This window comes from Burkholderia singularis, from assembly GCF_001718875.1.
In the GTDB taxonomy this organism is placed as follows: domain Bacteria; phylum Pseudomonadota; class Gammaproteobacteria; order Burkholderiales; family Burkholderiaceae; genus Burkholderia; species Burkholderia singularis.
The window spans coordinates 1,755,551-1,778,631 of the sequence record NZ_CP013449.1 but is presented as its reverse complement, the minus strand read 5'-3'; the positions used below and the strand labels follow the sequence as shown (position 1 = coordinate 1,778,631).

22 protein-coding genes, 1 tRNA gene and 1 pseudogene are annotated in these 23,081 nt (G+C 60.7%); 11 read left to right on the top strand and 13 right to left on the bottom strand.

Annotated elements, in window-relative coordinates; all coding sequences use genetic code 11:
- Positions 1-140 precede the first annotated feature (140 nt).
- The 3 genes from hemP to AQ611_RS23195 form a co-directional block, all read right to left on the bottom strand.
- Positions 141-398 (bottom strand): hemin uptake protein HemP, encoded by a 258-nt coding sequence (hemP, locus tag AQ611_RS23205; protein WP_059518686.1) that lies wholly within the window; start codon positions 396-398, stop codon positions 141-143.
- Positions 399-552: 154 nt separating this feature from the next.
- Positions 553-1,038 (bottom strand): SRPBCC family protein, encoded by a 486-nt coding sequence (locus AQ611_RS23200; protein ID WP_059518688.1) that lies wholly within the window; start codon positions 1,036-1,038, stop codon positions 553-555.
- 156 nt (positions 1,039-1,194) lie between these two features.
- Positions 1,195-2,067 carry a pirin family protein gene (locus AQ611_RS23195; protein ID WP_069236212.1) on the bottom strand — a complete coding sequence of 291 codons (873 nt, stop codon included), beginning with the start codon at positions 2,065-2,067 and terminating at the stop codon, positions 1,195-1,197.
- 122 nt (positions 2,068-2,189) lie between these two features.
- Between AQ611_RS23195 and AQ611_RS23190 the strand changes: the two genes are divergently transcribed.
- A complete protein-coding gene (locus AQ611_RS23190) occupies positions 2,190-3,164 on the top strand; it encodes a LysR family transcriptional regulator (RefSeq protein ID WP_059518692.1) in 975 nt (324 codons plus the stop codon).
- A gap of 378 nt (positions 3,165-3,542) precedes the next feature.
- Here AQ611_RS23190 and AQ611_RS23185 read toward each other — a convergent pair whose 3' ends face one another.
- From AQ611_RS23185 to AQ611_RS23145, 9 genes are all read right to left on the bottom strand, one after another.
- On the bottom strand, positions 3,543-3,968 hold the full coding sequence (locus AQ611_RS23185) for an ExbD/TolR family protein (RefSeq protein ID WP_059518694.1): 426 nt from the start codon (positions 3,966-3,968) through the stop codon (positions 3,543-3,545).
- A gap of 13 nt (positions 3,969-3,981) precedes the next feature.
- Entirely contained in the window at positions 3,982-4,713 is a 732-nt protein-coding gene (locus tag AQ611_RS23180; RefSeq protein ID WP_059518696.1) for a MotA/TolQ/ExbB proton channel family protein, read from the bottom strand.
- 43 nt (positions 4,714-4,756) lie between these two features.
- On the bottom strand, positions 4,757-5,503 hold the full coding sequence (locus AQ611_RS23175; protein WP_069236211.1) for an energy transducer TonB: 747 nt from the start codon (positions 5,501-5,503) through the stop codon (positions 4,757-4,759).
- 230 nt (positions 5,504-5,733) lie between these two features.
- Positions 5,734-5,967: a (2Fe-2S)-binding protein gene (locus tag AQ611_RS23170; RefSeq protein WP_059518700.1), complete on the bottom strand. Its 234-nt coding sequence runs from the start codon at positions 5,965-5,967 to the stop codon at positions 5,734-5,736.
- A gap of 192 nt (positions 5,968-6,159) precedes the next feature.
- Positions 6,160-7,026: a glutamate racemase gene (gene murI, locus AQ611_RS23165; protein WP_069236210.1), complete on the bottom strand. Its 867-nt coding sequence runs from the start codon at positions 7,024-7,026 to the stop codon at positions 6,160-6,162.
- A 51-nt stretch (positions 7,027-7,077) separates the two neighbouring features.
- The gene (gene bfr / locus AQ611_RS23160; RefSeq protein WP_059518704.1) at positions 7,078-7,554 is read right to left on the bottom strand and encodes a bacterioferritin; all 477 of its coding nucleotides are present in this window, start codon (positions 7,552-7,554) and stop codon (positions 7,078-7,080) included.
- 155 nt (positions 7,555-7,709) lie between these two features.
- Positions 7,710-9,245 (bottom strand): fumarate hydratase, encoded by a 1,536-nt coding sequence (locus AQ611_RS23155; protein ID WP_069236209.1) that lies wholly within the window; start codon positions 9,243-9,245, stop codon positions 7,710-7,712.
- 53 nt (positions 9,246-9,298) lie between these two features.
- A complete protein-coding gene (locus AQ611_RS23150; protein WP_059518707.1) occupies positions 9,299-9,883 on the bottom strand; it encodes a TIGR00645 family protein in 585 nt (194 codons plus the stop codon).
- Between the two features lie 215 nt (positions 9,884-10,098).
- Positions 10,099-10,998, bottom strand: coding sequence for a DMT family transporter (locus tag AQ611_RS23145; protein ID WP_059518709.1), 900 nt, complete (start codon positions 10,996-10,998; stop codon positions 10,099-10,101).
- Between the two features lie 280 nt (positions 10,999-11,278).
- Here AQ611_RS23145 and acs point away from each other — a divergent pair, with 280 nt between their 5' ends.
- The 4 genes from acs to AQ611_RS23125 all read left to right on the top strand — a co-directional run bounded on the left by acs (position 11,279) and on the right by AQ611_RS23125 (position 15,980).
- A complete protein-coding gene (acs, locus tag AQ611_RS23140) occupies positions 11,279-13,261 on the top strand; it encodes an acetate--CoA ligase (protein WP_069236208.1) in 1,983 nt (660 codons plus the stop codon).
- 153 nt (positions 13,262-13,414) lie between these two features.
- Positions 13,415-13,786 (top strand): DUF4212 domain-containing protein, encoded by a 372-nt coding sequence (locus AQ611_RS23135; protein ID WP_059518713.1) that lies wholly within the window; start codon positions 13,415-13,417, stop codon positions 13,784-13,786.
- On the top strand, positions 13,780-15,795 hold the full coding sequence (locus AQ611_RS23130) for a sodium:solute symporter family protein (RefSeq protein WP_069236207.1): 2,016 nt from the start codon (positions 13,780-13,782) through the stop codon (positions 15,793-15,795). The genes AQ611_RS23135 and AQ611_RS23130 overlap by 7 nt, the downstream gene beginning before the upstream one ends.
- 95 nt (positions 15,796-15,890) lie before the next feature.
- Positions 15,891-15,980, top strand: a tRNA-Ser gene (locus AQ611_RS23125).
- Positions 15,981-16,090: 110 nt separating this feature from the next.
- On the opposite strand, the gene AQ611_RS25965 is transcribed toward AQ611_RS23125, so the two are convergent.
- Entirely contained in the window at positions 16,091-16,261 is a 171-nt protein-coding gene (locus AQ611_RS25965; protein ID WP_156789240.1) for a hypothetical protein, read from the bottom strand.
- 409 nt (positions 16,262-16,670) lie between these two features.
- Between AQ611_RS25965 and AQ611_RS23120 the strand changes: the two genes are divergently transcribed.
- The 6 genes and pseudogenes from AQ611_RS23120 to AQ611_RS23100 all read left to right on the top strand — a co-directional run bounded on the left by AQ611_RS23120 (position 16,671) and on the right by AQ611_RS23100 (position 22,685).
- On the top strand, positions 16,671-17,015 hold the full coding sequence (locus tag AQ611_RS23120; protein WP_069236206.1) for an HVO_A0114 family putative DNA-binding protein: 345 nt from the start codon (positions 16,671-16,673) through the stop codon (positions 17,013-17,015).
- A gap of 447 nt (positions 17,016-17,462) precedes the next feature.
- Positions 17,463-17,963: a hypothetical protein gene (locus tag AQ611_RS23110; RefSeq protein WP_197517143.1), complete on the top strand. Its 501-nt coding sequence runs from the start codon at positions 17,463-17,465 to the stop codon at positions 17,961-17,963.
- Positions 17,964-18,031: 68 nt separating this feature from the next.
- Positions 18,032-18,214 carry a hypothetical protein gene (locus AQ611_RS23105; protein WP_102720240.1) on the top strand — a complete coding sequence of 61 codons (183 nt, stop codon included), beginning with the start codon at positions 18,032-18,034 and terminating at the stop codon, positions 18,212-18,214.
- An 86-nt stretch (positions 18,215-18,300) separates the two neighbouring features.
- Positions 18,301-18,477: pseudogene (locus tag AQ611_RS25195) on the top strand (integrase catalytic domain-containing protein); the annotation flags it as partial.
- A gap of 419 nt (positions 18,478-18,896) precedes the next feature.
- Positions 18,897-19,133, top strand: coding sequence for a hypothetical protein (locus tag AQ611_RS25190; protein WP_146011843.1), 237 nt, complete (start codon positions 18,897-18,899; stop codon positions 19,131-19,133).
- 204 nt (positions 19,134-19,337) lie between these two features.
- Positions 19,338-22,685, top strand: coding sequence for a hypothetical protein (locus AQ611_RS23100; protein WP_146011844.1), 3,348 nt, complete (start codon positions 19,338-19,340; stop codon positions 22,683-22,685).
- Positions 22,686-23,081: the final 396 nt, after the last annotated feature.

Sequence of the window (23,081 nt, the reverse complement as noted above, 5' to 3'; positions counted from 1 at the left end):
GAACCAAAAAAAGTGGCTTGGCTGACTGCGACGGCTGCTTGAATGGGTTTGCACGAAGGGGTCTAGACTCGCGTGCAAGCCGTCGTGGCTGGCTAATGCCGAACACCTCTCGAGGAGGTGGTCCCCACAATACTCGGTCGTTACTTCGTCAGGATCAGTTTGCCCAGGCGGGTCGCCCGGAGTTGGTACGTTTCGCCGTTGTGCGCGATGCTCACGTGGCTTTGGCCTTGCAGCAGCGAATCGCTGCTGACGATGCGCTGGCCGGCTTGAGCAGTCGCGGCCGGTTTAGCCTTTGCGGAATCCGCGGGCGATAGGGGGGCCGTTTGCGTGCGGCTGTCGGATCCGGCGCCGCCGGAGCGGCGCAACGTGAGCGTGTTTGGGCGCATGGCTTCGATCATTCAGTCAATCGGTCAGTTGCGATTCGATAGAATGAATTCTAAATGATAACCATTCCCATTTACAAATATCTTTATCGATTGAATATCGATTGCCGATAGGCTGCGACAAAGAAAAAGAACGAGAAGGGCGGCGCACGAGCGCCGCCCGGCGCAATCAGTGCAACGGATCGGGGTCCTTGCGGCCGTGCGCGAATTCGCGGATCAAACGAACCGTGTCGATATCGGACGCGCGATAAGCTTCCTTCACGATTTCCTGGGTTTGACGGGCATCTTCGCTATCGTTGCTGACGGTCAGCGTGGTTTGATACTCGAAGCGAAGGAACAGCTCCTGATCGTCGCGCTCCTCGATCGTCATCGTCAGCGAACCGCCGATTTCACCGTCGGCGGCATGGATGTCATAACGGACCTGCACGTTCGGTACCAGCGTCACGCGATCGCGGATCGTTGCTTTGCCGAAGTGAAGCTCACGCTCAAGCGTCGTTTCGGTTCGTTCGTGGACGATGCAGCGATCGAGTCCGATCACGAAAAGCTGCGGCTGCTCGGCGCGCAGCACAAGCCCTTCCCAAAGCTGGGCGCGGGTCAGCGTCGGCATATTGGGATTGCCGAAGGCGTTGATTTGGACGAGATGTTCGAAATTCAAAGCGGCGGATTCCTTTGGTGACGCGCCCCGTTGGCGGGGCGCAAAACTAGGGGCTTATTGTGACGCAAATCCGCCGTCAAGGCTTGATGCATGGTAGGTGCCGGGCCGAGCCGGTTTGATTGACCGATTCGGCGCGGCGGGGATGACCGTTGAGCGTCAGCCGGCGATATGGCCCATGCGGCCGCTCTGGTAATCGGCGACAGCCTGGCGGATTTCTTCCTCGGTGTTCATGACGAACGGGCCGTATCGGACGACCGGCTCGTTGAGCGGTACGCCGCCGATCAGCAGCAATTCGAGCGGCGCGTCGCCGGCGGCAAAGGTAACGGTGTCGCCATCTTCCGCATAGGCGATCATATGACGGGCGTCGATTACCGTCTTGTCCGGGCCGTACAGGCCAGTGCCCGAGATCGGGTACGCAAACACGCGGAAACCGGCCGGAATCGGCTGCTCGGCGACGGCGCCGGGCTCGAGCGTGAAGTGCTGATAGAGAATCGGCGTGCGCGTTTCGATCGCGGCGCGTGCGCCGAAGGCTTCGCCTGCGATGATCTTGACCCTCACGCGGCCATCGGCAGACGACGCGCATGGAATACGGGCGGCAGGCACGTCTTGGTAGCGCGGTGCAATCATCTTCTCCCGGCGCGGCAGATTGACCCATAGCTGAAAAACGTGCATGCGGCCGCCGGTGCGCGCGAATTCGGCGCTCGGCATCTCGCTGTGGATGACGCCCGCTCCCGCCGTCATCCATTGGACGTCGCCCGCGCCCAGCGTGCTTGTATGGCCGGTCGAATCGCGATGGACAAGCTGACCGTCAAGCACGTAGGTGACGGTTTCGAAGCCGCGATGCGGATGATCGGGAGCGCCTTTCGCATCGCCGGGCGCGTAGTCGATTGGTCCCATTTCGTCGAGCAGCAGGAACGGGTCGAAATCCGTCAACAAACGAGTGGGAAAGGGCCGATGCACCACGAAGCCGTCGCCTTCCGTCGTGCGAAGGGATGGGCAGGTGCGCTGAATTGTGCGTGCGACAGACATGGGAGTGCTCAATTGTTCGGTGAAATACCGTCATTTTTGAAACGTAGAGCTATTATATTGGGCGATTTGCCCCATAAATCTGCCGGATTCGCAATGGATCGTTGTGCAATTGGAACGATGAAATGAATATCGATGCGCATAACCTGAACGACTTGATGTACTTCTCTCAGGTAGTCGAGCATGGCGGCTTTTCGGCTGCCGAGCGCGTGCTTGGCATTTCGAAATCGCGCCTGTCGCGACGTTTGACCGAACTTGAAGCGACGCTCGGCGTGCGCTTGTTGCAGCGCTCGACGCGCAAGCTCGCGCTCACCGAAGCGGGCGAATTGTTTTACCAGCACTGCCAGGCCATGCTCGCGGAGGCGCAGGCTGCGATGAATGCGGTGCAGCAACTGCGCTCGGCGCCGCGCGGTACGGTGCGCGTGAGCGTGCCCGTCACGGTGTCGCTTACTGTACTGTCGCGTTTGTTGCCGGAATTTCTGCGCCGCTATCCTGAAGTGCGCGTGCAGATTCGCGTGACGAATCGCGTGATCGACCTGTTCGAGGATGCCGTCGATGTTGCGTTGCGCGTGCGCTCCGAGCCGCCGCAAAGCGCGAACATCATCGTGCGGCCGCTGTTGCGCACCGAGCAGATGCTGGTTGGTGCGCCAAGCCTGCTGCAACAGAATGCGCCGCCGCTTACGCCCGCCGATCTGGCGGGATTCGATACGCTCGATACTCCGTCTGGCGACGGCCGCCACGTGTTCAATCTAATTGCGCCGGACGGCTCGCGCCATCTCCATGAACACGAGCCGCGCCTCGTGACGGCGGACTTGATCTCGATCCGCGAAGCTGTGCTGGACGGGGTCGGGATTGCCGCGTTACCCGAATCGATGTACGGCAGCGCGCTGCATGCCGGTCAATTGTCGCCGGTGATGCCGGGATGGACGTTACCCGTTCCGCAGCTTTACGCGGTGTTCGTGTCGCGGCAGGGGATGCCGCCCGCCGTGCGGGCATTTGTCGATTATCTCGTCGAGAAGCTGGATAACAAGCAGTACGAAACAGAACCCTGCCCGACGCACTCCGCGAACGAGGCGGAAAAGAAGGCTATTTCGCTCTGACGAATTGGCCGGCAGCGTCAGCATCGGTTTTGTCATTGGATGGGCGCGATGCAATCGCTAGTTTCAATCGAGGATGGCTTGAATGCGCGCGCTGAGCGTCCTATATTGAAATCCCGATTTCGCGAGGGATCTGCCGAGCGAAACATGGTGGCTGCATATGTTGCGAGCCAGATAGGGCAGACTGCGCGAGTCCGTGCAGACCACGGCAAGTCGCATTGCGTTGCCGCGACGGGTAGTGCATACCGTCGGGCCCGCCGCCCGAAGGCGCCAGCGTGCGCATGAAAAAAGGCCTTCATCTGGCGATGAAGGCCTTTTACTTTATCGCTCCGCGATGCGTCGCACGAACGATGAAACGGCGCGCCGCCTTGCGCTATCGGCTTACTTCGATTTCGGCTCGGTAACGAAACCAAGCTTCGTCAAGCCTCCCGCCTGCGCCGCCGACATTACTTCCGCCACGCGCTCATAGGCGACCTTGCGATCCGCGCGCAAGTGCAACTCCGGTTGCGGAGTGGCCTGAGCGGCTTGCGCGATGCGTGTTTGCAGATCGGCCGGATTTACCGGGTGATCGTCCCATAGAACCGTACCGTCGCTTTCGATCGCGACGTCGATTGTTTGCGGCTTCACGTCGACCGGCTGGCTGCTCGCGCGCGGCAAATCGATTTTGACCGCATGGTGCATCGCCGGAATGGTGACGAGGAAAATGATCAGGAGTACGAGCATCACGTCGACGAGCGGCGTCATGTTGATCTCGTTCATCAGATCGTCGTCGTCGTCGTCGCCGAAGCTGGTGGAATTCATTGCCATCGGCCGTCTCCGCTCAGTTTGCGCGCGTCGCGAGGCGCAGCCCGTCGCGCGGCGACGACGAAGCAAGGCGCGCACCCGTCACGAAGTATGCGTGCAGGCCGTGCGCGAAGCGGCGCAGACGGCTCACGATCGCCTTGTTCGAGCGCGTGAGCGCATTGTAGCCGAGCACTGCGGGAATCGCGACGAACAGCCCGAATGCGGTCATGATCAACGATTCGCCGACTGGGCCTGCAACCTGATCGATCGACGTCTGGCCCGTCGCGCCGATGACGAGCAGCGCGTGGTAAATCCCCCAGACGGTGCCGAACAGACCGACGAACGGCGCCGTGCTGCCGATCGATGCGAGGATCGCGAGGCCGCTTTGCATTCGCGCGATGCCTTCGTCCATCGTGTCCTTCAGGCAGCGCGTGATCCAGTCGGATACGTCCATCCGGTCGTGCAGGTGCGGCTGCGTTTGATGATGATGGTCGGCGGCCTCCTTGCCCGACAGCGCGAGCGCGAGAAACGGATTGTCGTGCGGCGCCGACGTTACATGGCCGAGCTTCTTCACGCCTTCGTCGAAATCGTCCGAGTGCCAGAACGAGCGTTCGGCGTCCTTCGTGAGCCGCTTCAGGCGTACCACGTTCCAGCCTTTGATGACGATCACCATCCATGACAAGACCGACATCACGAGGAGCGCGATCGCGATGAAGCGCGTGACGAAATCTCCTTGCGCCCAGACGTGTGCGATACCGTAGCTTTGCATTGCTGTTCCTTGTTGTTGCTATTCCAGGAAGAATTGAAGTGGGTCAGTCGTCCAGCGTGAAGTTGTACGGCTGCGTATAGGCAGCGCGCATCGGCTGTCCGTTCTGCAGATACGGCTGGCAGGGCGACGACCGGATGGCTTCGAGCGCGGCGTCGTCGAGACGCGGAAAACCGCTGCTCTGGACGACTTGCGCACTCTCGATCTTGCCCGTCAGGCCGACTACGAAGCGGACCTTCACGACGCCCGTTTCGCCGCGCCGCCTCGACAGTGATGGATAGTCGGCCTGCGCGATTTGGCATGTCAGGTGCGCGCCTTCCTTTGGCGTCGCGATTTCCATCGTCGGGCGGGCGCTGGGAGCGGCTGCGGCGGGTGCTTCCTTTGCACTGGGTTCGGTGGGGGCTGCGGGGGCGGGCGATGCGGGTTGCGGCGCGGCGATCGCAGTCGGCGAGGGCTCGTGCGATACGGGTAAAGGCGTCGGGCTCGGCTTCACGACGGGACGTTCGGGAGCCGTCTTTGGCTTGCTTTTCTGCTCGGGCTTCTGGACAGGCTTCGGCGGTGCGGGCGTGGCGACCGATTGCACGCCGGCCGGCTGTGCGACGGGCGCGCTCACCAGTTCTGCCGTGATTGCTTTCGACTCGAGCGGCGGTTGTGGCATGTCGTTGCGCAGCAGCGCGCCGGTCAGCAGGATGGCATGTCCGGCGAGCACTGCCACGGCAGCAGCGACGACACGGCGGTTCATACGGGGCGCGGCCGGCTCGGATAAGGCCTGTATGGAATTCGAAGCCTGCATGTTAGCTTGTTAATGCGGTGGCGCGTGTGATACCGCGCCGCACGGTATACGGCTCTATTTGCGGAAGATCAGCAAAGAGATACATACGGTAGTCACGAATCCGATCAGCAATTCCATGACGGGCTCCTTCACAGGTAGACCGTTGGCTCGCGCGGAGAAAAGCTTGCTGACGGGCGGGTAAAACAGCAATGGGGCGGCAACACGCGCCGCGTGCGATCACGGCATCCGGCTCAAGCCGCCTTGCGTTCGTAAAACGTAACGGGCACGGCCGCGGGGCGATCGACTCCGCAGAGACTCGCGCAGACGCCTTGTTCCGCCATCAGATCGCGCACGGTTTCCTCGCACTTGCCACAGCAAGTGGCGACTCCGAGTTCGAACTGGAGTTCTTCGAAAGTACTCACGCCCTCCGCAAGGGATGCGCGAATCTTCCGGTCGGAAACAGACTTGCACACGCAGACGATCATGATGGAGCGCGATAGCTAACGTTAATGCGAATTATTATCATTATATTTGTGCGGGTTGGCAAGCGCGGCTTCCGCTTTTTTGTAACAAAACCAGGTGCTTGGCAGGGGTTTGGGCGGGCCGGGCCGCTTTCGCGGCCGGCCGATAAGTTGGTAAGGGCCGGCAAAGCAGGCCGCAGGCCGGCCGACGCAGCTTCAGGCCGGGTGCATGGCCAGCGCGGCCGCGTTTGGTGAAGAAATGGTGACGGATTCGACCGGCGTGTCGATTCCGAGCAGCGTTGCGGCTAGCGATTGCAACTGGCGGCCATCGCCCGTCGAGCAAAAGCGCGGCAGCGCGGCGGTTTGCCCGGAGGCCGGCGCGCGCAGCCCGCGTTCGTCAACGATCCGTTCAAGCTGGCGGGCGATCGCGTCGCCCGTATCGACGAGGCGCAGGCGATTCGCGGTGACGTCGCGAATCGCCGCGTTGAGGAAAGGGTAATGCGTACAGCCAAGCACGAGTGTGTCGGCGCCTGCGTCGACCATCGGCTGGAGATAGCCGGCGAGCAGCGCGCGCAGTTCGGGCGAGCCGGTATCGCCGCGTTCGACGGCCTCGACGAGGCCGTGGCCCGCTTGGCAGATAAAACGGCAGCCGGCCGAGTGACGTTCGAGCAGCGCGCGAAAGCGCGCGCTGCGCAGCGTCGCCTGGGTGGCGATCACGCCCGCGACGCGCGTTCTCGACTGGAGGGCCGCCGGCTTGATGCCGGGTTCGACGCCGACGAGCGGAATCGCCAGGTGCTCGCGAACGACCGCGATCGATTGCGCGGTTGCGGTATTGCACGCGACGACGAGCGCCTTGGCGCCCTGCGAGACGAGCCATTCGCCGATCGCGTGCGTGCGCTCGACGATGAACGCGTCGTCGCGCGGGCCATAGGGCGCATGGCGTGAATCCGCGACATAGACGAGCGTCTCGCCGGGCAGGCGTTCACGTACCGCGCGCAGCACCGACAGGCCGCCGAGCCCGGAATCGAAAATGCCGATCGGCGCGCGCGCGCGCGAAAGGCCGGAATCGGGCGTGATCGTCATGCGGGCGTTGGATGGGCGTGCAGGTTCGAGCGCGAGGCGCAGGGCGCGAAATTACGACGCCGCGTCCATCATCGACTGCTGGTAATTCTGCAGCCCGACCTTGCCAATCAGGTCGATTTGCGTTTCGAGCCAATCGATATGCTCTTCGGTATCGTCGAGGATCTTCTCGAAAATTTCGCGCGATACGTAATCACGTACCGATTCGCAATAAGCGATCGCTTCCTTGCAGGTGTTTTGCGAGATCTGTTCGAGCTTCAGGTCGCAGTTCAGGATCTCCTCGGTTTCCTCGCCGACGAGCAGCTTGTGCAGATCCTGCAGATTGGGCAATCCGTCGAGCATGAAGATGCGTTCGATCAGCCAGTCGGCATGCTTCATCTCGCCGATCGATTCGTCGTATTCGTGCTTGCCGAGTTTCTCGAGACCCCAGTGCTTGTACATCCGCGCATGCAGGAAATACTGATTGATCGCGGTGAGCTCGTTTTTCAACTGGGCGTTCAGATATTCGATGACTTTCTTATCGCCTTGCATGACGGTTCCTTATGATGCTGTGGGGCTGGAATTTCTGAACGATAAACGCTCGCTTACGAAATGCCAAGCGCGGATTCGTTTGATGTCCGAAGAAAACTGCGAATCCGCGAAATCAAAAAGGCCGGATTGAAATCCGGCCTGAAAATCATTCCTATTTACACCGTGGCGACAGGAATCTTGCCGATCTTCGCTTGCCATTCCTTCGGTCCGGTTTGATGAACCGACGTGCCTTGCGAGTCGACTGCGACCGTTACCGGCATGTCCTGCACGTCGAACTCGTAGATCGCCTCCATGCCGAGATCCTCGAATGCGAGCACCCTTGCATCGCGAATCGCCTTCGATACGAGATACGCGGCGCCGCCGACCGCCATCAGATACGCGGCGCGGTGCTTCTTGATCGCGTCGATCGCGACCGGGCCGCGCTCGGCTTTGCCGACCATCGAGATCAAGCCCGTTTGCGACAGCATCATTTCGGTGAACTTGTCCATGCGTGTGGCCGTCGTGGGGCCTGCCGGGCCCACCACTTCGTCGCGCACCGGATCGACCGGCCCGACGTAGTAGATCACGCGGTTCTTGAAATCGACGGGCAGCTTTTCGCCGGCGGCCAGCATGTCGGCGATCCGCTTGTGAGCGGCGTCGCGGCCCGTGAGCATCTTGCCGGACAGCAGCAGCGTCTGGCCCGGCTTCCACGAGGCGACCTCCTCCGGCGTCAGCGTGTTCAGATCGACGCGCTTGCTGGTTTCGGTGTTCGGCTCCCAGTGCACCTTCGGCCATGCGTCGAGCGACGGCGCTTCGAGCTTCGCCGCGCCGGAGCCGTCGAGCACGAAATGCGCGTGGCGCGTTGCCGCGCAGTTCGGAATCATCGCGACGGGCTTGGACGCCGCGTGCGTCGGCGCGGCCATGATTTTCACGTCGAGCACGGTTGCGAGGCCGCCCAGACCCTGCGCGCCGATGCCGAGCGCGTTGACTTTCTCGTGCAACTCGACGCGCAGTTCCTCGATCCAGTCCTTCGGGCCGCGCGCGATGATCTCCTGAATATCGATCGGCTCCATCAGCGATTCCTTGGCCATCAGCATCGCCTTTTCGGCCGTGCCGCCGATGCCGATGCCGAGCATCCCCGGCGGGCACCAGCCCGCGCCCATCGTCGGCACGGTCTTCAGCACCCAGTCGACGATCGAATCCGACGGATTCAGCATCACGAATTTCGATTTGTTCTCCGAGCCGCCACCTTTTGCCGCGACCTGCACGTCGACCTTGTCGCCCGGCACGATCTCGTAGTGGATCACGGCCGGCGTGTTGTCCTTCGTATTCTTGCGCGCGCCCTCGGGCGGATTCACGATCGACGCGCGCAGCACGTTGTCCGGATGCGTGTAGCCGCGGCGCACGCCTTCGTTGATCATGTCGGTGACGCTCATTGTCGCGCTGCCGGTTTCGCTGGCCCAGCGCACGTCCATGCCGACCTTCACGAAGATCGTGACGATGCCGGTGTCCTGGCAGATCGGGCGGCGGCCTTCCGCGCACATGCGGCTGTTCGTCAGGATTTGCGCGATCGCGTCCTTCGCGGCAGGGCTCTGCTCGAGTTCATACGCGCGGCCGAGCGCCTGGATGTAGTCGAGCGGATGGTAGTAGCTGATGTATTGCAGCGAATCCGCGATGCTCTGGATCAGGTCTTCCTGTTTGATGACGGTCATGGCTGGGACTCTATGGGGACTATGGGAATCGATTCAGGCCGGCTGGCCGCGGCTCATTGCGCCGGCTCGCGCAGCTGCACCGGATGCAACGCAGCATCCTCGTGGAAGTGCTGCGGATGCGTGTGCGTCGTCAGGCGGTCGACCCATGCCATCACGAGTGCCGACACGAGGAAGGCCGCATGGATCACCACTTGCCACATGATGGCGTGCTGGGTGTGCTGGTCCGGATTGATGAAGGTCTTCAGCAGATGGATCGACGAGATGCTGATGAGCGCCATCGACAGCTTCACCTTCAGCACGCCCGCATTCACGTGATCGAGCCATTCGGGCTCGTCCGGATGACCTTCGACGCCCAGGCGCGACACGAAAGTTTCATATCCGCCGACGATCACCATGATGAGCAGATTCGAGATCATCACGACGTCGATCAGGCCGAGCACGGCGAGCATCACGCTGACTTCGTCGAGCCCCGCCGCGTGCGTCAGCAGATGCCAGACTTCTTTCAGGAACAGGAACACATAGACGGCTTGCGCGACGATCAGGCCCAGATACAGCGGCACTTGCAGCCAGCGGCTCATGAAGATGAGGGCAGGCAGCGGGCGCATCTTGCGGGGCGAGTGGTTTGGAGCGGCAGACATGGTCGAGCGAAGCGGGGATATGAAGCGTTTTTGGAAAAAAGCGCGTTATTGTAACGCGTCGGCCGGCATCGAGGCGGCACGGCGCGTGTGGCGCGCGCCGCTGACGCGCGCCCGACCGGGATGGCTGCAACGGCGGCTCATGGCCGGTTCGGCGCGGGTTCGAACGGATTGCGCGCCGGTTCGACGCGGGGGGCGATGGGCGGCCGGGCAGCCGCTCAGGGCGACACGCGCGGCGAGCGCCTCACGCGCAGGCTCGCGAGCACGATGCCCGTCACGACGCACGCGAGCGCGAAGCCGTGCGCGAGCGTCGGGCGCTCGCCGAGGAATGCGATTCCGTAGACGGCGGCGGCGATCGGCAGTACCGCGCTGAACACGCCCGCGAGGCTGCCCGGCACGTAGCGGATGCCTTTCATCCACAGCCAGAACGAGAAGATGCTCGCGGACAGCCCGTACCAGACGACGAGCGCCCAGATGCCTGCCGGCACGCTGGCGTAATCGAAATGCCACAGCGCGCCGGCGCCGAGCGGCAGCATCAGCAGCAGGCCGAACAGGTGGGTGTATGCGCAGATGTCGATGGGCGCGAGCGTTTGCGTGAGGCGCCGCGACAGGATCACGTAGATCGATTCGCAGCAGACCGCGCCGAGCATCAGCAGATTGCCCGCGAGCGAGCCTGCGGGCGCGCCGCCTTCGGCCGCGCCGCTGTTGGCGACATTGATCGTCACCACGCCGACGATCGCGAGCGCGATCGACACGAGCGCGCGCCCATCCGGTTTTTCACGCAGGAACAGCCATGCGAACAGCGCGACGACCGCGGGGATCGTGCTCGTGATGACGCCTGCCGCGACCGCGCTCGTGCGTTGCACGCCGTTGAGCATCAGCAGCGTGAACATGAAGGTGCCGAAGAACGCTTGCAGAAAGAGGTTCAGCCATTCGCCGCGCTTGACGGTGCGCATTTTGACGGGGCTGAATAGCGGCCAGAGCACCGCGTTCGCAACCACGAAGCGCAGCGTGGCAAGAATGGCGACGGGAACGAATACGACGATCGATTTGCCGATGCCGACGTTGCTGCCGACCAGCAGCATCGACACGATGAGAAAGAGGGCGTAGCGATTCAATTGGAGTCCGGAGCGCAAATTCAGCTAGCATTGTGAAACGTGTGCAAGCCAGCGTAAAGCGTCGCCGACGCGCGCGTCGCGTAAGTGACGGGTAAGTTCGAGCGGCTATCGTGAGTACGGCCGGGCGGCGTGATGCAATGCAACATCGCGCCGCCCGGTAATCGCGGCGGGCATTGAGGAGACACGCGCATCATGCCGCAGCACGCATCAGCCAGCCGTGCACGGCGTGCTCAATCGCGCTGCACGTAGTGAGTGGGTCCATATCATCAAGGGGTAGTCGATGTCTGTGATTGAATCGGTTCTGCACGAACGCCGCCAGTTCGCGCCGCCCGCCGCCCTCGAGAAGGCTGCGGCCATTTCGGGGATGGCGGCTTATCGCGCGCTTGCCGAAGAGGCCGAGCGCGATTACGAAGGATTTTGGGCGCGTCTTGCGCGCGAGACGCTCGAATGGCATAAGCCGTTCAGCACGGTGCTCGACGAAACGAACGCACCGTTTTACCAATGGTTCGGCGACGCGGAGCTGAACGCATCGTACAACTGTCTCGATCGACATGTCGCCGCAGGGCGCGGCGATCGCGTCGCGGTGATCTTCGAGGCCGACGATGGCGCCGTCACGCGTGTCACGTATGCCGATTTGCTCGCGCGCGTTTGCCGTTTCGCGAACGCGCTGAAAAAGCGCGGCGTCGGCCGAGGCGACCGCGTCGTCATCTATATTCCGATGTCGGTCGAAGGCATCGTTGCGATGCAGGCGTGCGCGCGGATCGGCGCGACGCATTCGGTCGTGTTCGGCGGTTTTTCGGCGAAATCGCTGCACGAGCGCATCGTCGACGTCGGCGCGACCGCGCTCGTCACCGCCGACGAGCAACTGCGCGGCGGCAAGACGCTGCCGCTCAAGCACATCGCCGACGAGGCGCTGGCGATGGGCGGCTGCGACGCGGTGAAGAGCGTGATCGTCTATCGCCGCACGGGCGGCAAGGTCGATTGGCATGAAAGCCGCGACGTCTGGATGCACGAACTCGTCGCGAACGAATCCGACGCGTGCGAGCCCGAGTGGGTCGGCGCCGAGCATCCGCTCTTCATTCTGTATACGTCAGGCTCGACCGGCCGGCCCAAGGGCATTCAGCACAGCACCGCCGGCTATCTGCTGTGGGCCGCGCAGACGATGAAATGGACGTTCGACTGGAAGCCGGACGACGTGTTCTGGTGTACCGCCGATATCGGCTGGATCACCGGCCACTCGTATATCGCATACGGGCCGCTCGCGATCGGCGCGACGCAGGTCGTGTTCGAGGGCGTGCCGACCTATCCGGACAGCGGCCGCTTCTGGAAGATGATCGGCGAGCACAAAGTGAGCGTGTTCTATACCGCGCCGACCGCGATCCGTTCGCTGATCAAGGCGTCCGAAGCCGACGAGGCGGTGCATCCGAAGCGCTATGACTTGTCGAGCCTGCGGATCATCGGCACCGTCGGCGAGCCGATCAATCCGCAAGCGTGGATCTGGTATCACAAGCACGTCGGCGGCGAGCGCTGCCCGGTCGTCGATACCTGGTGGCAGACCGAGACCGGCGGCCACATGATCACGCCGCTGCCCGGCGCGACGCCGACCGTGCCCGGCTCGTGCACGCTGCCGCTGCCCGGCATCATGGCAGCCGTCGTCGACGAGACCGGCCAGGACGTGCCGAACGGCCAGGGCGGGATTCTCGTCGTCAAGCGGCCGTGGCCGTCGATGGCGCGCACGATCTGGGGCGACCCGGAGCGCTTTCGCAAGAGCTACTACCCCGACGAACTCGGCGGCAAGCTCTATCTCGCGGGCGACGGCACCGTGCGCGACAAGGACACCGGCTATTTCACGATCATGGGCCGCATCGACGACGTGCTGAACGTGTCGGGGCACAGGCTCGGCACGATGGAGATCGAATCGGCGCTCGTCTCGCACGAACTGGTGGCCGAGGCGGCGGTGGTCGGCCGGCCTGACGACACCACCGGCGAGGCGGTCGTCGCGTTCGTCGTGCTCAAGCGCGCGCGCCCGGTGGGCGACGAGGCGGCGGCGCTCGCGAAAGTGTTGCGCGACTGGGTCGGCAAGGAAATCGGACCGATCGCGAAGCCGAAGGACATCCGCTTCGGCGACAACCTGCCGAAGACCCGCTCGGGCAAGATCATGCGGCGTCTGTTGCGTTCGCTGGCGAAGGGCGAGGCGATCACGCAGGATACGTCGACGCTCGAGAACCCTGCGATCCTGGAGCAGCTTGCCGAGGTGCGTTGAGCCGCCTTTTCCGGCGTGACCGACGGCCGTATTGGTGCAGGCGGGCCCGGCACCGCCATTGACGGGCGCGCGGGACATCCGCGCCACCGCCGGAACAAGCCCCTGCGCGGCAATCCCGATTGTCCGCGCCGGGGCTTTTTGCTACACAAGCGCATGGCCGCTTCATCGTCCCCGACGCCTCCGCATCCCGCCGAGCCGCCGCTTGTACCCGAGCCGCTTGCGCGTGCGCATGCGCGCTACTGGCGCTTCAATGTCGCGCTGATCGCCGTGTTGAGCGCGACGGGTGCATTGGTCTCGTTTATCGTGCCGTTTTTCGCGACCGCGCTCGCGCACCTGCGCTTCGCGGGCTTTAGCCTGCCGTTCTATCTCGGCGCGCAAGGCGCGATTCTTGTCTATGTGGCGCTGATCGTCGTCTATATCGTGCTGATGCAGCGTGCCGACAAGACGCTGCGGCACGCTTACGACGCCTACGCGGCACGTCAGGAACGCGATGCCGCCGCGCCGACGGACCCCGGCCCATGCTGACGAACCGGCTCGTTCGCGCTTATGCGCTGTATAGCGCAGGCTTCATCGCGTTCGTGCTGCTGCTCGGGCGCATCGAGCGCGCGACAGGCTCCGGCGTTTGGATCGGCTATGTGTTCCTGTTCGTGCCGATTGCGGTTTATGCGGCGATCGGGCTGCTGTCGCGCACGTCGGATCTCGTCGAATACTACGTCGCCGGACGGCGCGTGCCGTCGATGTTCAATGGGATGGCGACCGCCGCCGATTGGCTGTCCGCCGCATCGTTCATCGGCCTGGCCGGCTCGCTGTACGCAACCGGCTACGACGCGCTCGCGTATCTGATGGGCTGGACGGGCGGCTTCTGCCTCGTCGCGTTCCTGCTTGCGCCATACGTGCGCAAGCTCGCGCGTTACACGATTCCCGACTTCCTCGGCACGCGCTATTCGAGCACGCTCGTACGCGCGCTCGCGGCGTTCGCGGCGATCCTGTGCTCGTTTGTCTACCTCGTCGCGCAGATACAGGGCATCGGCCTGATCGCCACGCGTTTCATCGGCGTGGATTTCGCAATCGGCATTTTCTGCGGGCTGGCGGGCATTCTCGTCTGCTCGTTTCTCGGTGGAATGCGCGCGGTCACTTGGACCCAGGTTGCGCAGTACGTCATTCTGATCGTCGCGATTCTGCTGCCGGTTTCGTTGATCGCGATGAAGCACGGGCTTGGCCCCGTGCCGCAATTCACCTATGGGCAGTTGATGTCGCGCGTCGAGGCGCTCGAGACGCAGGTGCGCGACGCGCCGCGCGAGCGGCAGGTACGCGACGCCTATCGGCAGCAGGCCGCCGAGATCCAGGCGCAGCTCGATCGGCTGCCGGCGTCGTATGACGACGCGCGTGCGCGGCTCGTTGGCGAGGTGGCGCAATTGCGCGAGCACAACGGGCCGCTGCGCGAGATCCGGCAGCGCGAGCGCTCGCTTGCCGAGTTTCCGCGCGATCCGGCGGCGGCGCGCGCCGCGTGGGAGCAGGCGCGCGACGATCTGCTCGCGCGCGCTGCCGATCCAGTGCCGATGCATCAGCCGTTCCCCGCCACCAATGACGCCGATCATCGGCTGCGCGAGCGGAATTTTCTGGCGTTGCTGCTTTGCTTGTCGATCGGCACGGCGAGCTTGCCGCACATTCTCACGCGCTACAACACGACGACATCGGTGGCATCCGCCCGGCGTTCGGTGGGCTGGACGCTGTTTTTCATCGCGCTGTTTTACCTGACGGTGCCGGTGCTGGCGGTGCTGATCAAATACGAGATCTTGTCGAATCTGGTCGGGCTGCCGTTCGCCGATCTGCCTGCGTGGGTCACGCAATGGCACCGCTTCGAGCCTGAGCTTGTCAGCATCACCGATCAGCTTCGCGATGGCGTCGTTCATTGGTCGGAGATACGGATGCAGCCCGATATCGTCGTGCTGGCGGCGCCCGAGATCGCGGGGCTGCCATACGTGATGTCGGGCTTGATCGCCGCGGGCGCGCTTGCCGCGGCGCTGTCGACGGCGGACGGATTGCTGCTGACGATCGCGAATGCGCTGTCGCACGACGTCTATTACTGCATGGTCGCGCCGGATGCGACGAGTCAGCGGCGCGTGACGATCTCGAAGGTGTTATTGCTGGGCGTTGCGCTGTTCGCTTCGTATGTTGCCTCGTTGAATACCGGGAAGATTTTGTTTCTAGTCGGCGCGGCGTTTTCTCTTGCTGCGTCGAGTTTTTTCCCGGTGCTGGTGCTCGGCGTGTTCTGGAAACGCACGACGACGCGCGGCGCGGTTGCGGCGATGGTGACGGGGCTGGCGGTGTGCGTTTATTACATTGTGTCGACGTACCCGCTATTCACGCAGATCACGGGCTTCGCAGGGCCGAGATGGTTCGGCATCGATCCGATCAGCTCAGGCGTGTTCGGCGTGCCGGCGGGCTTTGCGGTGGCGATCGCCGTCAGTTTGCTCGATCGGCGGCCGGATGCGTATGCGAATGCGCTGGTCGATTACATCCGGCATCCGTGAACCGCTGAGATTGCGGGCGGCGTGGGCGCCCATCCTCGCTCAGACTCGATGTTTGGCAGAAGGGCGGCGGAATTTGTTATACTCTCGGTCTTGCTGGAGAGATGGATGAGTGGTTTAAGTCGCACGCCTGGAAAGCGTGTATAGGTGAAAGCCTATCGGGGGTTCGAATCCCCCTCTCTCCGCCAAAAAAATCTTATAAATCAAGGCTGTCAAGGTTCCAGGCTGCGATTAATTATCGTAGTTTCCTGTCGATTCCGGTCCACAATCACACGAGAATCGCGGCATCAAAACAGGTCTAAATCTGGCCGTCATCAATCCCGTCGCTCCACCGGCTCTTTCGGCTCGCCTCCAACAAAATTCCGGTTGATGAGTGGCGGCTGAGCGTCTCCGGCTCCGCACCATCCGTTCGCTGACAAAATTTCCAGGTCGCCACAATGGCTTCGATACGTGCCTGATACTTGTCCATATCATGATCGCCGAACCGCCAGCCACTGGGCCATTGATTTCCGTTGGATAGCATTTGGAATGTCCCCAGGTCGCTACTAAGCCACATGGTCGCAACCGGCGCACAGACTTGCCATCCGTTTATCGAACCATGGCCATGGGCACCATCCATCGAAACCGGAAGCGACTGGGACCAGACGCTTATCGGGTTTTTCGGAATCGCCCGTACAGCAATCCGGGCTGTGATCTAACCCTGTTCCGAGCATCGTATTGTTAAAGAGCGTCCTGGATCGGAAGGAAGTTGAAAAAATGATCTTCCAGGATACCGAGAGCGGATGGTCGCCTAAAGCCGCCTGATTTTCGGCGTTCTCGACGGCGCAGCGGATGGTGGTGGACTTTCTGAATGACGTCGAACGCGAAAGGAGCGGGAAATGAGCAAGCTCAATGTGCGTGTTGGCGGTGCTCGGGACATGGGACGTCGTTTTGCGACGGCTTTTGAGCGGGCAGCGGCAGGTGAGGATTTCGAAGAAAGGCGCGTCACGTTTCTCTCTCTGGAAGAGATGATGGCGGCACTGACGCCGAAGCGTCTGGAATTGCTGCGACATCTGCACCGGGAGAGCGCGGACAGCGTAAAGATGTTGGCGACGTCGCTTGGCCGCGACTACAAGCGCGTGCATAGAGATGTTGCGGTGTTAGAGGGTGCGGGACTCGTCACTCGGGAAGAAGGTCGACTATGCGCGCCCTGGGACGCGCTTGTGGCCGAAGTGGCTTTGTAATTGGATTGACGCGGAAAATGGAGTAAAACCGTGATCGACATCATGAACATTGGCGGCCACAAGACCGTCATCTCATACGATCCCGAAATTGAGATGTTTCGGTCGAGTTCGTCGGATTGAACGGCGGCACCGACTTCCATGCGGCCGATGTTGCTGACCTGCATCGTGAAGGGAACTGTCGTTGAAGGTCTTTGTCGATCAGTGTTTTTGACGGATGAATTGCAAATGGACGACGTTATTCACGGAGTTTCCGCTTGCTCGCGATCGAGCTTATCTGGCCATTGCCAAATGCCTTCCGGATTCGTGTTACGTGAGCATGCAATTTTCTAGAGGGCAAGAAATGTCGGCATTGGTAAATTTGGATAATCGATCTGATTCTGTCAGAGGCGTATCGAATTCGGTGCTACATCAGCATGCGACGAGATTTTTTCCCCTGGAATTCTGATCATGATGAAGAAAATGCTGCTGTTTCCCACGATTCTGGCCATGCTGCCGGCTAGCGCAGAGGAAAACACAACTTCCGCATCCCCGTCTATCGCGGTGAAATTCGGTAAACCAACCATCGAGCAGAAGTTGTTCTATGAAAAGATGTACGAGAAAAAGCCTTTTCCTGACGCAACTTTGTATTACTACGATAACGGTGTCTACAAGATAATCTCGCCAGGCGAAGAGCATTACGGCGTCTATGTCGTGCGCGGCCATCTGACAGACGACGAATACGCGGTTCACTATATTTCGCTTCCGTCATCGGACTGGGGTGGAAAAACAGCTCACCATTATCTGAAATTTAACCGGAAGACCAACACGTTCACACAGCAGGCCACGTGGGAAGACGATCCGAACATCGCGCCGCAGAACGGACGCTTTTCTCAACGCGACAACACGATTGCCGATCCGCGCTCGATCACGTGGCAGACGCATGCGGACCCAGAGCAGAAAAGCCGGTGAGTCAGCACGGGCGTGCCGATTACCCGGCTTAAGTATTTTGTGGAACGGTTCGACGCGCGGCTGGCCGGATGATGGCCATTGCCGCGCAGAAGGGCCGATGCGGCTATCGCCGGATTCAGGTGCTGTTGCCGTGGGCGGCGCTGCGCCAACCACAAGCGCATCTGGCGCCTACAGCAACGCGGGACGGAGCGGGCGCCAGCAGCATCGCAACCGACGACGTGGAACCCGCGTTTGCCGAGATCGATTCCTAACGTGACCGAATTCATGGCAACCTCCATGGGTGGTACGCCACTGCGATAGAAAAAGCGGGGGGACCATACCATTAGTTTCAGACTGGCTGGCCTATGGTCGGCGGTTTCGATGCCTGAACATGGTCGACGACTACACGCGCGAGTGCTTGGCCATCGAGGCCGATACTTCGCTGCTGGGCCTACGAGTGCAGCAAGTGCTCGAGTGGCTCAATGAGGTGCGAGGCTTACCTGCAGCCATCACGGTCGACAACGGGCCGGAAGTTCGCTGGTAAGGCTGGATGCATGGGCCTACGAATCCGGTGTCATGCTGTCGTTCATTCGGCTGGCTGGTTCGCCATGATCCACATCGCGATGTGGCAGCCTATTGCCATGCAGGATAGTCCATCCGTGATCGTTGAAACGTGCTTGCGGCTTTACTTCGTGGGACACTGGCCGCGCTAATTTTCCATTTTCGCCTTCTCACTGAGAATTTCGTATATGCCGACGCATCTATCGGCAAATTCTTATTTAATTTAATATCGTTTGAATGAATGATTTTTATTCAGGTGAACGTGCAATTTTAAACTGCGGTGATGTTGTGAATTATTAAATATTCTTGGGTGGATGTCGATGCGCTGAAACCGAGCATTTATCCATAAATAAATGTATAGACCGCGAGCGAGTGCGGCGTTGGAGCGAAGGGTTGGCGAAGAAGAAAGTCGAATCATGGGAGATGGCCGATGCGCTCTGGCAGCGGGTGGAACTGCCGTCGTCGGGCACGGCATCTCTTAGCCGGATATCGTCACGGGGGCATAGCGGGTTCAATCACTTTCGCAAACTGCTCATCCATTACGTAAAGCTCGAATGCAGTTTCGTCACCTTAAATCATCTTGCTGCTGTCGGCATCGCTTTCCGAAAGGTGGCACCGAGTGACAATTAATTTGCCGATGGATTTTAAAAATAAGTTTGGGATTTTTGGATAATTGCCTGACTTAAAATAGGGTGAGAATGAAGGGAAATTATTCCGGTGTCAATCGAGAGTTAAATTCGTTATAAAGGATTTCTCGTCTATGGTTAGGAAAGTAACCGATGGAACATCTAAATGCCCTATATAAGACATAAGCATCAGCCCGTTCAACGCACGTTGGACGCGACGCTCGATCCATCACGAAAGAACCGTGATCGCCATGCCGCCTGGCTCGAGAGATCTCTGCGCGGCCGCGAAGCGGCCGTGGACAAAACGCCGCAGCGTTTTACACCACAACTAACGGATGCATATGCTCAGAACGTGATGGACGCCCATTTGCAAGGCCGGTATCCCGCGAATGCGCATCTTGTACCGTTACTCGGGCTGCCCGCGCCAACCGCGAAAGCGAAGGCGATCATGGCTGCCGCAACGTTTCTCTGTTCACTGCGCGTCCCCGATGAGGCTACGCGAATTGCCTCGGACAACCCGACGGCTCCACCGCCTCGCACTCATGACGTCTCCCCGACGTTCGGAGAACCGGGTGTCCCGCCTTCTGATGGCATGCACGCCCGGCTTCGCAGAGACCTCATTTCCGTGGAACCGAGAAATGCGCCCGGCATGGCTATGCAAACTGTCTGGACAGCCCGGCGGGTACCCCCTCCGCATCCGTCGGTACTGATCAACACGGTGCAACTGCACGAAATCGTCACCTCACACCGGAGACGCATTCAGCGAGAACGAGAAGAACGGCTACAAAAGAGCCTGTTTCTAGCGGGTAATCTGACGCACGGCGAGCGCGCCAGCAGTATTTATTTTGATGGCAACGCTCTTGTTCATGCGGCGCATAAAAGTGTCGACGATCTGGCTGACGATCCATCCCTGATGCGGTTGCCTGATTTCGCGAAGCTGCCGCAACCGGATCGCCGCAAGATGGTTGTCCAATGGCTGGATGCGCATGGCCAGGATACCCAGTACACGTTCGGCACGTTTGAACACTCGATGGCGTCGGTGCTAAAGACGGCTGCGTTGTCCCGAGGGCAGGCTGCGCCGCAACCGTATCCGTCCCATGATGCGCTGGGATCGGCGTTTGCCAGATTGACGCATGAGTGGCCATCGCCGAACAGCACCCTGATTGATCCGAGAATCCTGTTCGGGTTGCATCTGGTGAAGACTCACGGGATTGAGCTGCATGGCCCGTCGTCGCAACGGCTGAACGAGCTGGAAGACACCGTGGCCGACCTGCTTACCGACGTGGCCGGACCACCGGTCTTCGACAAGAAAGCCGCGGCACTGGACCTGCTCGCGGAGAAGACGGGACTTTCAAAGGATGAGCTGACCGCGTCGCACGGACGAAATCACCACAGCATCCTCGACCGGTTCATGCATTTCACGGAAGACCTGGCTATCTTCGAGCTTCCTCAGTCTCCCTATTATCCAGCTACTTTCGTCATCCGAACACCGAAGTCGGACGGCATGCCCCGTCATCAAATCGAACTCGATGCGAGGAGCCTGCTTGCAGAAGCCAGAGCCCGATTCAAGGCAGGCTTGCCAGACCATCCATGGTTTGCCGCGCGTGCCCGTCTGGAATTACGCCGGCAGAATGTGCCGCAAACCGCAAATACGGTTGCCGAGGAAATCGATGAGCTTGTGGCGCAGTACAGGATAGCGTTCGAAGGCCCGCCCGAGCTCAGGCATTGGCTGGACAATATGCCGATCATTTCGAACGTCATCGGATTCACGGAGGGAATTGCCCGTGGCGATGTGGACGAGATTATCAGCTCGGTGCCGGTAATCGCGAACCTATACAACGCGGTGGGAGGCGCCGTAACAGGAGATGGCAAGCGCACGGCAACGGCGCTGATCACACTGATACCGTATGTCGGCTCGGGCTACATCATTGCGGACGGGGTTTCAAACAACGACACGGCCGAGATCGTTGGCGGCACGATCGGCCTGGGAATGGATTTCATGACCGCTGGCGAAGGCCACCTGCTCACCCGCAGCCGTGCCAAGAGTCATTCAGCGCTGAGCAAGGGCGCAGCGGCGTCGCATGCTTTCTCCGGCCATGAAGTGCAAGTGCCGGCAGCAGTACGGTTGCAGGCCGAATATAGTCTTGGCGCACTGAGAGATCTCGGAGTTGAAGACCGTGCGTTGATGTTTATGGACAAGGCCGGAAAATACGAGGGCGTGCATGACGCGTATGAGCTGGTCAACAGGGACGAGGGGGCCCCTTTGAGCCCCGAGATGCAAAAACTTGTCGAGCGCCTCACGCCAGTACCTAAGGATAAGCGCCCTCCGGCAATGCGTCCTTCGGAAGGGGGGACTTGGCAGGATCCCGTCACGCTCGCCCATTACGCCAGGATTGGGGCCAATCTTTATCGGGTTGCGAAGGACGACGCAGCGTCGATGGCAGGGTATGCAGTATGGAACCCAACAGATTCCTATGGTCATGGGCAGGACCGAACGATTCGTCTGGTGTTCAGGGAGCGATGGCAGGAGGCTCGGGACGTTCCAGGTCTGAAGGGAGGCGCACCTCAGCAGATATTCAGAGTCGTCAACACCAATGCGGCGAAGCTCGTGGATCTGCCGGTTCCTCAGCCGTATGCGAATGCCAGCCCTGGCCGGCGATTCGCTTTGACCAACGAACCTTTGGCGGTGTCCGAAACGCAAACCGTTATCGAGGCGCGGAAGGTTCTGTCGGAGGACGCGAGGGACGTGACCCGGAGAGAAGATTTCGCGCAAGGATTCGATCAGTATTTCGCTGTGGCAGCACAGGCTTACGACGGAGAGCCGACTTCATCAGCGAAGGTACAGGAAGACATTAAGTCGTTCTTTACCAGTCTGTATGACGAATCCGAAACGTTCCGGAGTCTCTATAACTTTGCCGTGGACAGCTCGAGGATTGGGCCGAACCGAAAGTGGCGAGTAAGTATAGGCAGCCGGGAGGACCTCGGATATGTAGTCCAGCAGCATTCACGAATAATGAGTGTTCCCCATATCGACACTGTGATCGATCATCCGTTGAAATTTTTATCCAAAAACGGGGAACTCGTTAACATTAACTCCAAAGCGATACTGACGCACGAAATGGTCCATCTGCTCACTGGCCTGGAAGATCCCGACCAGTCGTTATGGGACCAGCCAGGCACGGTGGATATTGTGCGCACATACGGGTTGGGCGAACGCGGCGCGGTCGAGTATTTAGCCCAGAGAATAATGAGAGAGGCTAGCGTCGAAGTACCGCAGCGCCAAACTTATCTCGGTATGAGGCCGGAAATGAAGTCGGCCCTGGAGGAACACGGCGTCGCGAACTATGTCGACCTGGACACTTATGTATCACTTCAGGATCGTTACCTGGATATATTGTTTCCCAACACTGCCGAGCATCCGGCCTTTGGCAGCGCGAGCGCATATGAATCGGATCGATTGCAGGGGGTAAGCGACCCGGACAACAAATACTATTCAGGGCCCACCGGCGCCGGAACGTTCAACATGGATTCCATTTATTGGAAATCGAGCAGGTAGAGGATAAGCGGTTCATAAAAGAACGTTCGCCTGCCGGATGGCTGCAAGAAGCGGCTCGGGCCGGTCGGTTCACCGACTCGCCGGCGCGGCAGCGCAGCCTATACATGCTTTATTTTCCGTTTTCGAGACGCCACCAAGGAAGCGTATCGCGCCAGCCTTGCCGGGCTAATCAAGCAAGGGCGCGCGCGCTCAGACATGAAGTTTCGGTCGTTGCGCGTGCGACGCGATATTTTCAGGGGCAATTCAAGGCCGCGGCTTCCTGTAGCCCCGGAACGTCACGCTTTCAACGCATCAGCACCGTGTGAAATGCGCTGGCCGGTGTGCAGGATGATGCGGCGTTGATCGTTGTGGCTAGGGCCACGAAGCCGAACACGAAAAACAGTGCAGGTCGGGGAT

Excerpts from the sequence above, each read along its gene's own strand:
- AQ611_RS23185 (WP_059518694.1), bottom strand. The coding sequence starts at position 3,968 with ATGGCAATGAATTCCACCAGCTTCGGCGACGACGACGACGACGATCTG.
- hemP (WP_059518686.1), bottom strand. The coding sequence starts at position 398 with ATGATCGAAGCCATGCGCCCAAACACGCTCACGTTGCGCCGCTCCGGC.
- AQ611_RS23175 (WP_069236211.1), bottom strand. The coding sequence starts at position 5,503 with ATGCAGGCTTCGAATTCCATACAGGCCTTATCCGAGCCGGCCGCGCCC.
- AQ611_RS25965 (WP_156789240.1), bottom strand. The coding sequence starts at position 16,261 with ATGGACAAGTATCAGGCACGTATCGAAGCCATTGTGGCGACCTGGAAA.
- AQ611_RS23190 (WP_059518692.1), top strand. The coding sequence starts at position 2,190 with ATGAATATCGATGCGCATAACCTGAACGACTTGATGTACTTCTCTCAG.
- AQ611_RS23155 (WP_069236209.1), bottom strand. The coding sequence starts at position 9,245 with ATGACCGTCATCAAACAGGAAGACCTGATCCAGAGCATCGCGGATTCG.
- bfr (WP_059518704.1), bottom strand. The coding sequence starts at position 7,554 with ATGCAAGGCGATAAGAAAGTCATCGAATATCTGAACGCCCAGTTGAAA.
- AQ611_RS23130 (WP_069236207.1), top strand. The coding sequence starts at position 13,780 with ATGCTGACGAACCGGCTCGTTCGCGCTTATGCGCTGTATAGCGCAGGC.
- AQ611_RS23105 (WP_102720240.1), top strand. The coding sequence starts at position 18,032 with ATGATGGCCATTGCCGCGCAGAAGGGCCGATGCGGCTATCGCCGGATT.
- AQ611_RS23120 (WP_069236206.1), top strand. The coding sequence starts at position 16,671 with ATGAGCAAGCTCAATGTGCGTGTTGGCGGTGCTCGGGACATGGGACGT.
- AQ611_RS23110 (WP_197517143.1), top strand. The coding sequence starts at position 17,463 with ATGATGAAGAAAATGCTGCTGTTTCCCACGATTCTGGCCATGCTGCCG.
- acs (WP_069236208.1), top strand. The coding sequence starts at position 11,279 with ATGTCTGTGATTGAATCGGTTCTGCACGAACGCCGCCAGTTCGCGCCG.
- AQ611_RS23195 (WP_069236212.1), bottom strand. The coding sequence starts at position 2,067 with ATGTCTGTCGCACGCACAATTCAGCGCACCTGCCCATCCCTTCGCACG.
- AQ611_RS23150 (WP_059518707.1), bottom strand. The coding sequence starts at position 9,883 with ATGTCTGCCGCTCCAAACCACTCGCCCCGCAAGATGCGCCCGCTGCCT.
- AQ611_RS23135 (WP_059518713.1), top strand. The coding sequence starts at position 13,415 with ATGGCCGCTTCATCGTCCCCGACGCCTCCGCATCCCGCCGAGCCGCCG.
- murI (WP_069236210.1), bottom strand. The coding sequence starts at position 7,026 with ATGACGATCACGCCCGATTCCGGCCTTTCGCGCGCGCGCGCGCCGATC.
- AQ611_RS23180 (WP_059518696.1), bottom strand. The coding sequence starts at position 4,713 with ATGCAAAGCTACGGTATCGCACACGTCTGGGCGCAAGGAGATTTCGTC.
- AQ611_RS23170 (WP_059518700.1), bottom strand. The coding sequence starts at position 5,967 with ATGATCGTCTGCGTGTGCAAGTCTGTTTCCGACCGGAAGATTCGCGCA.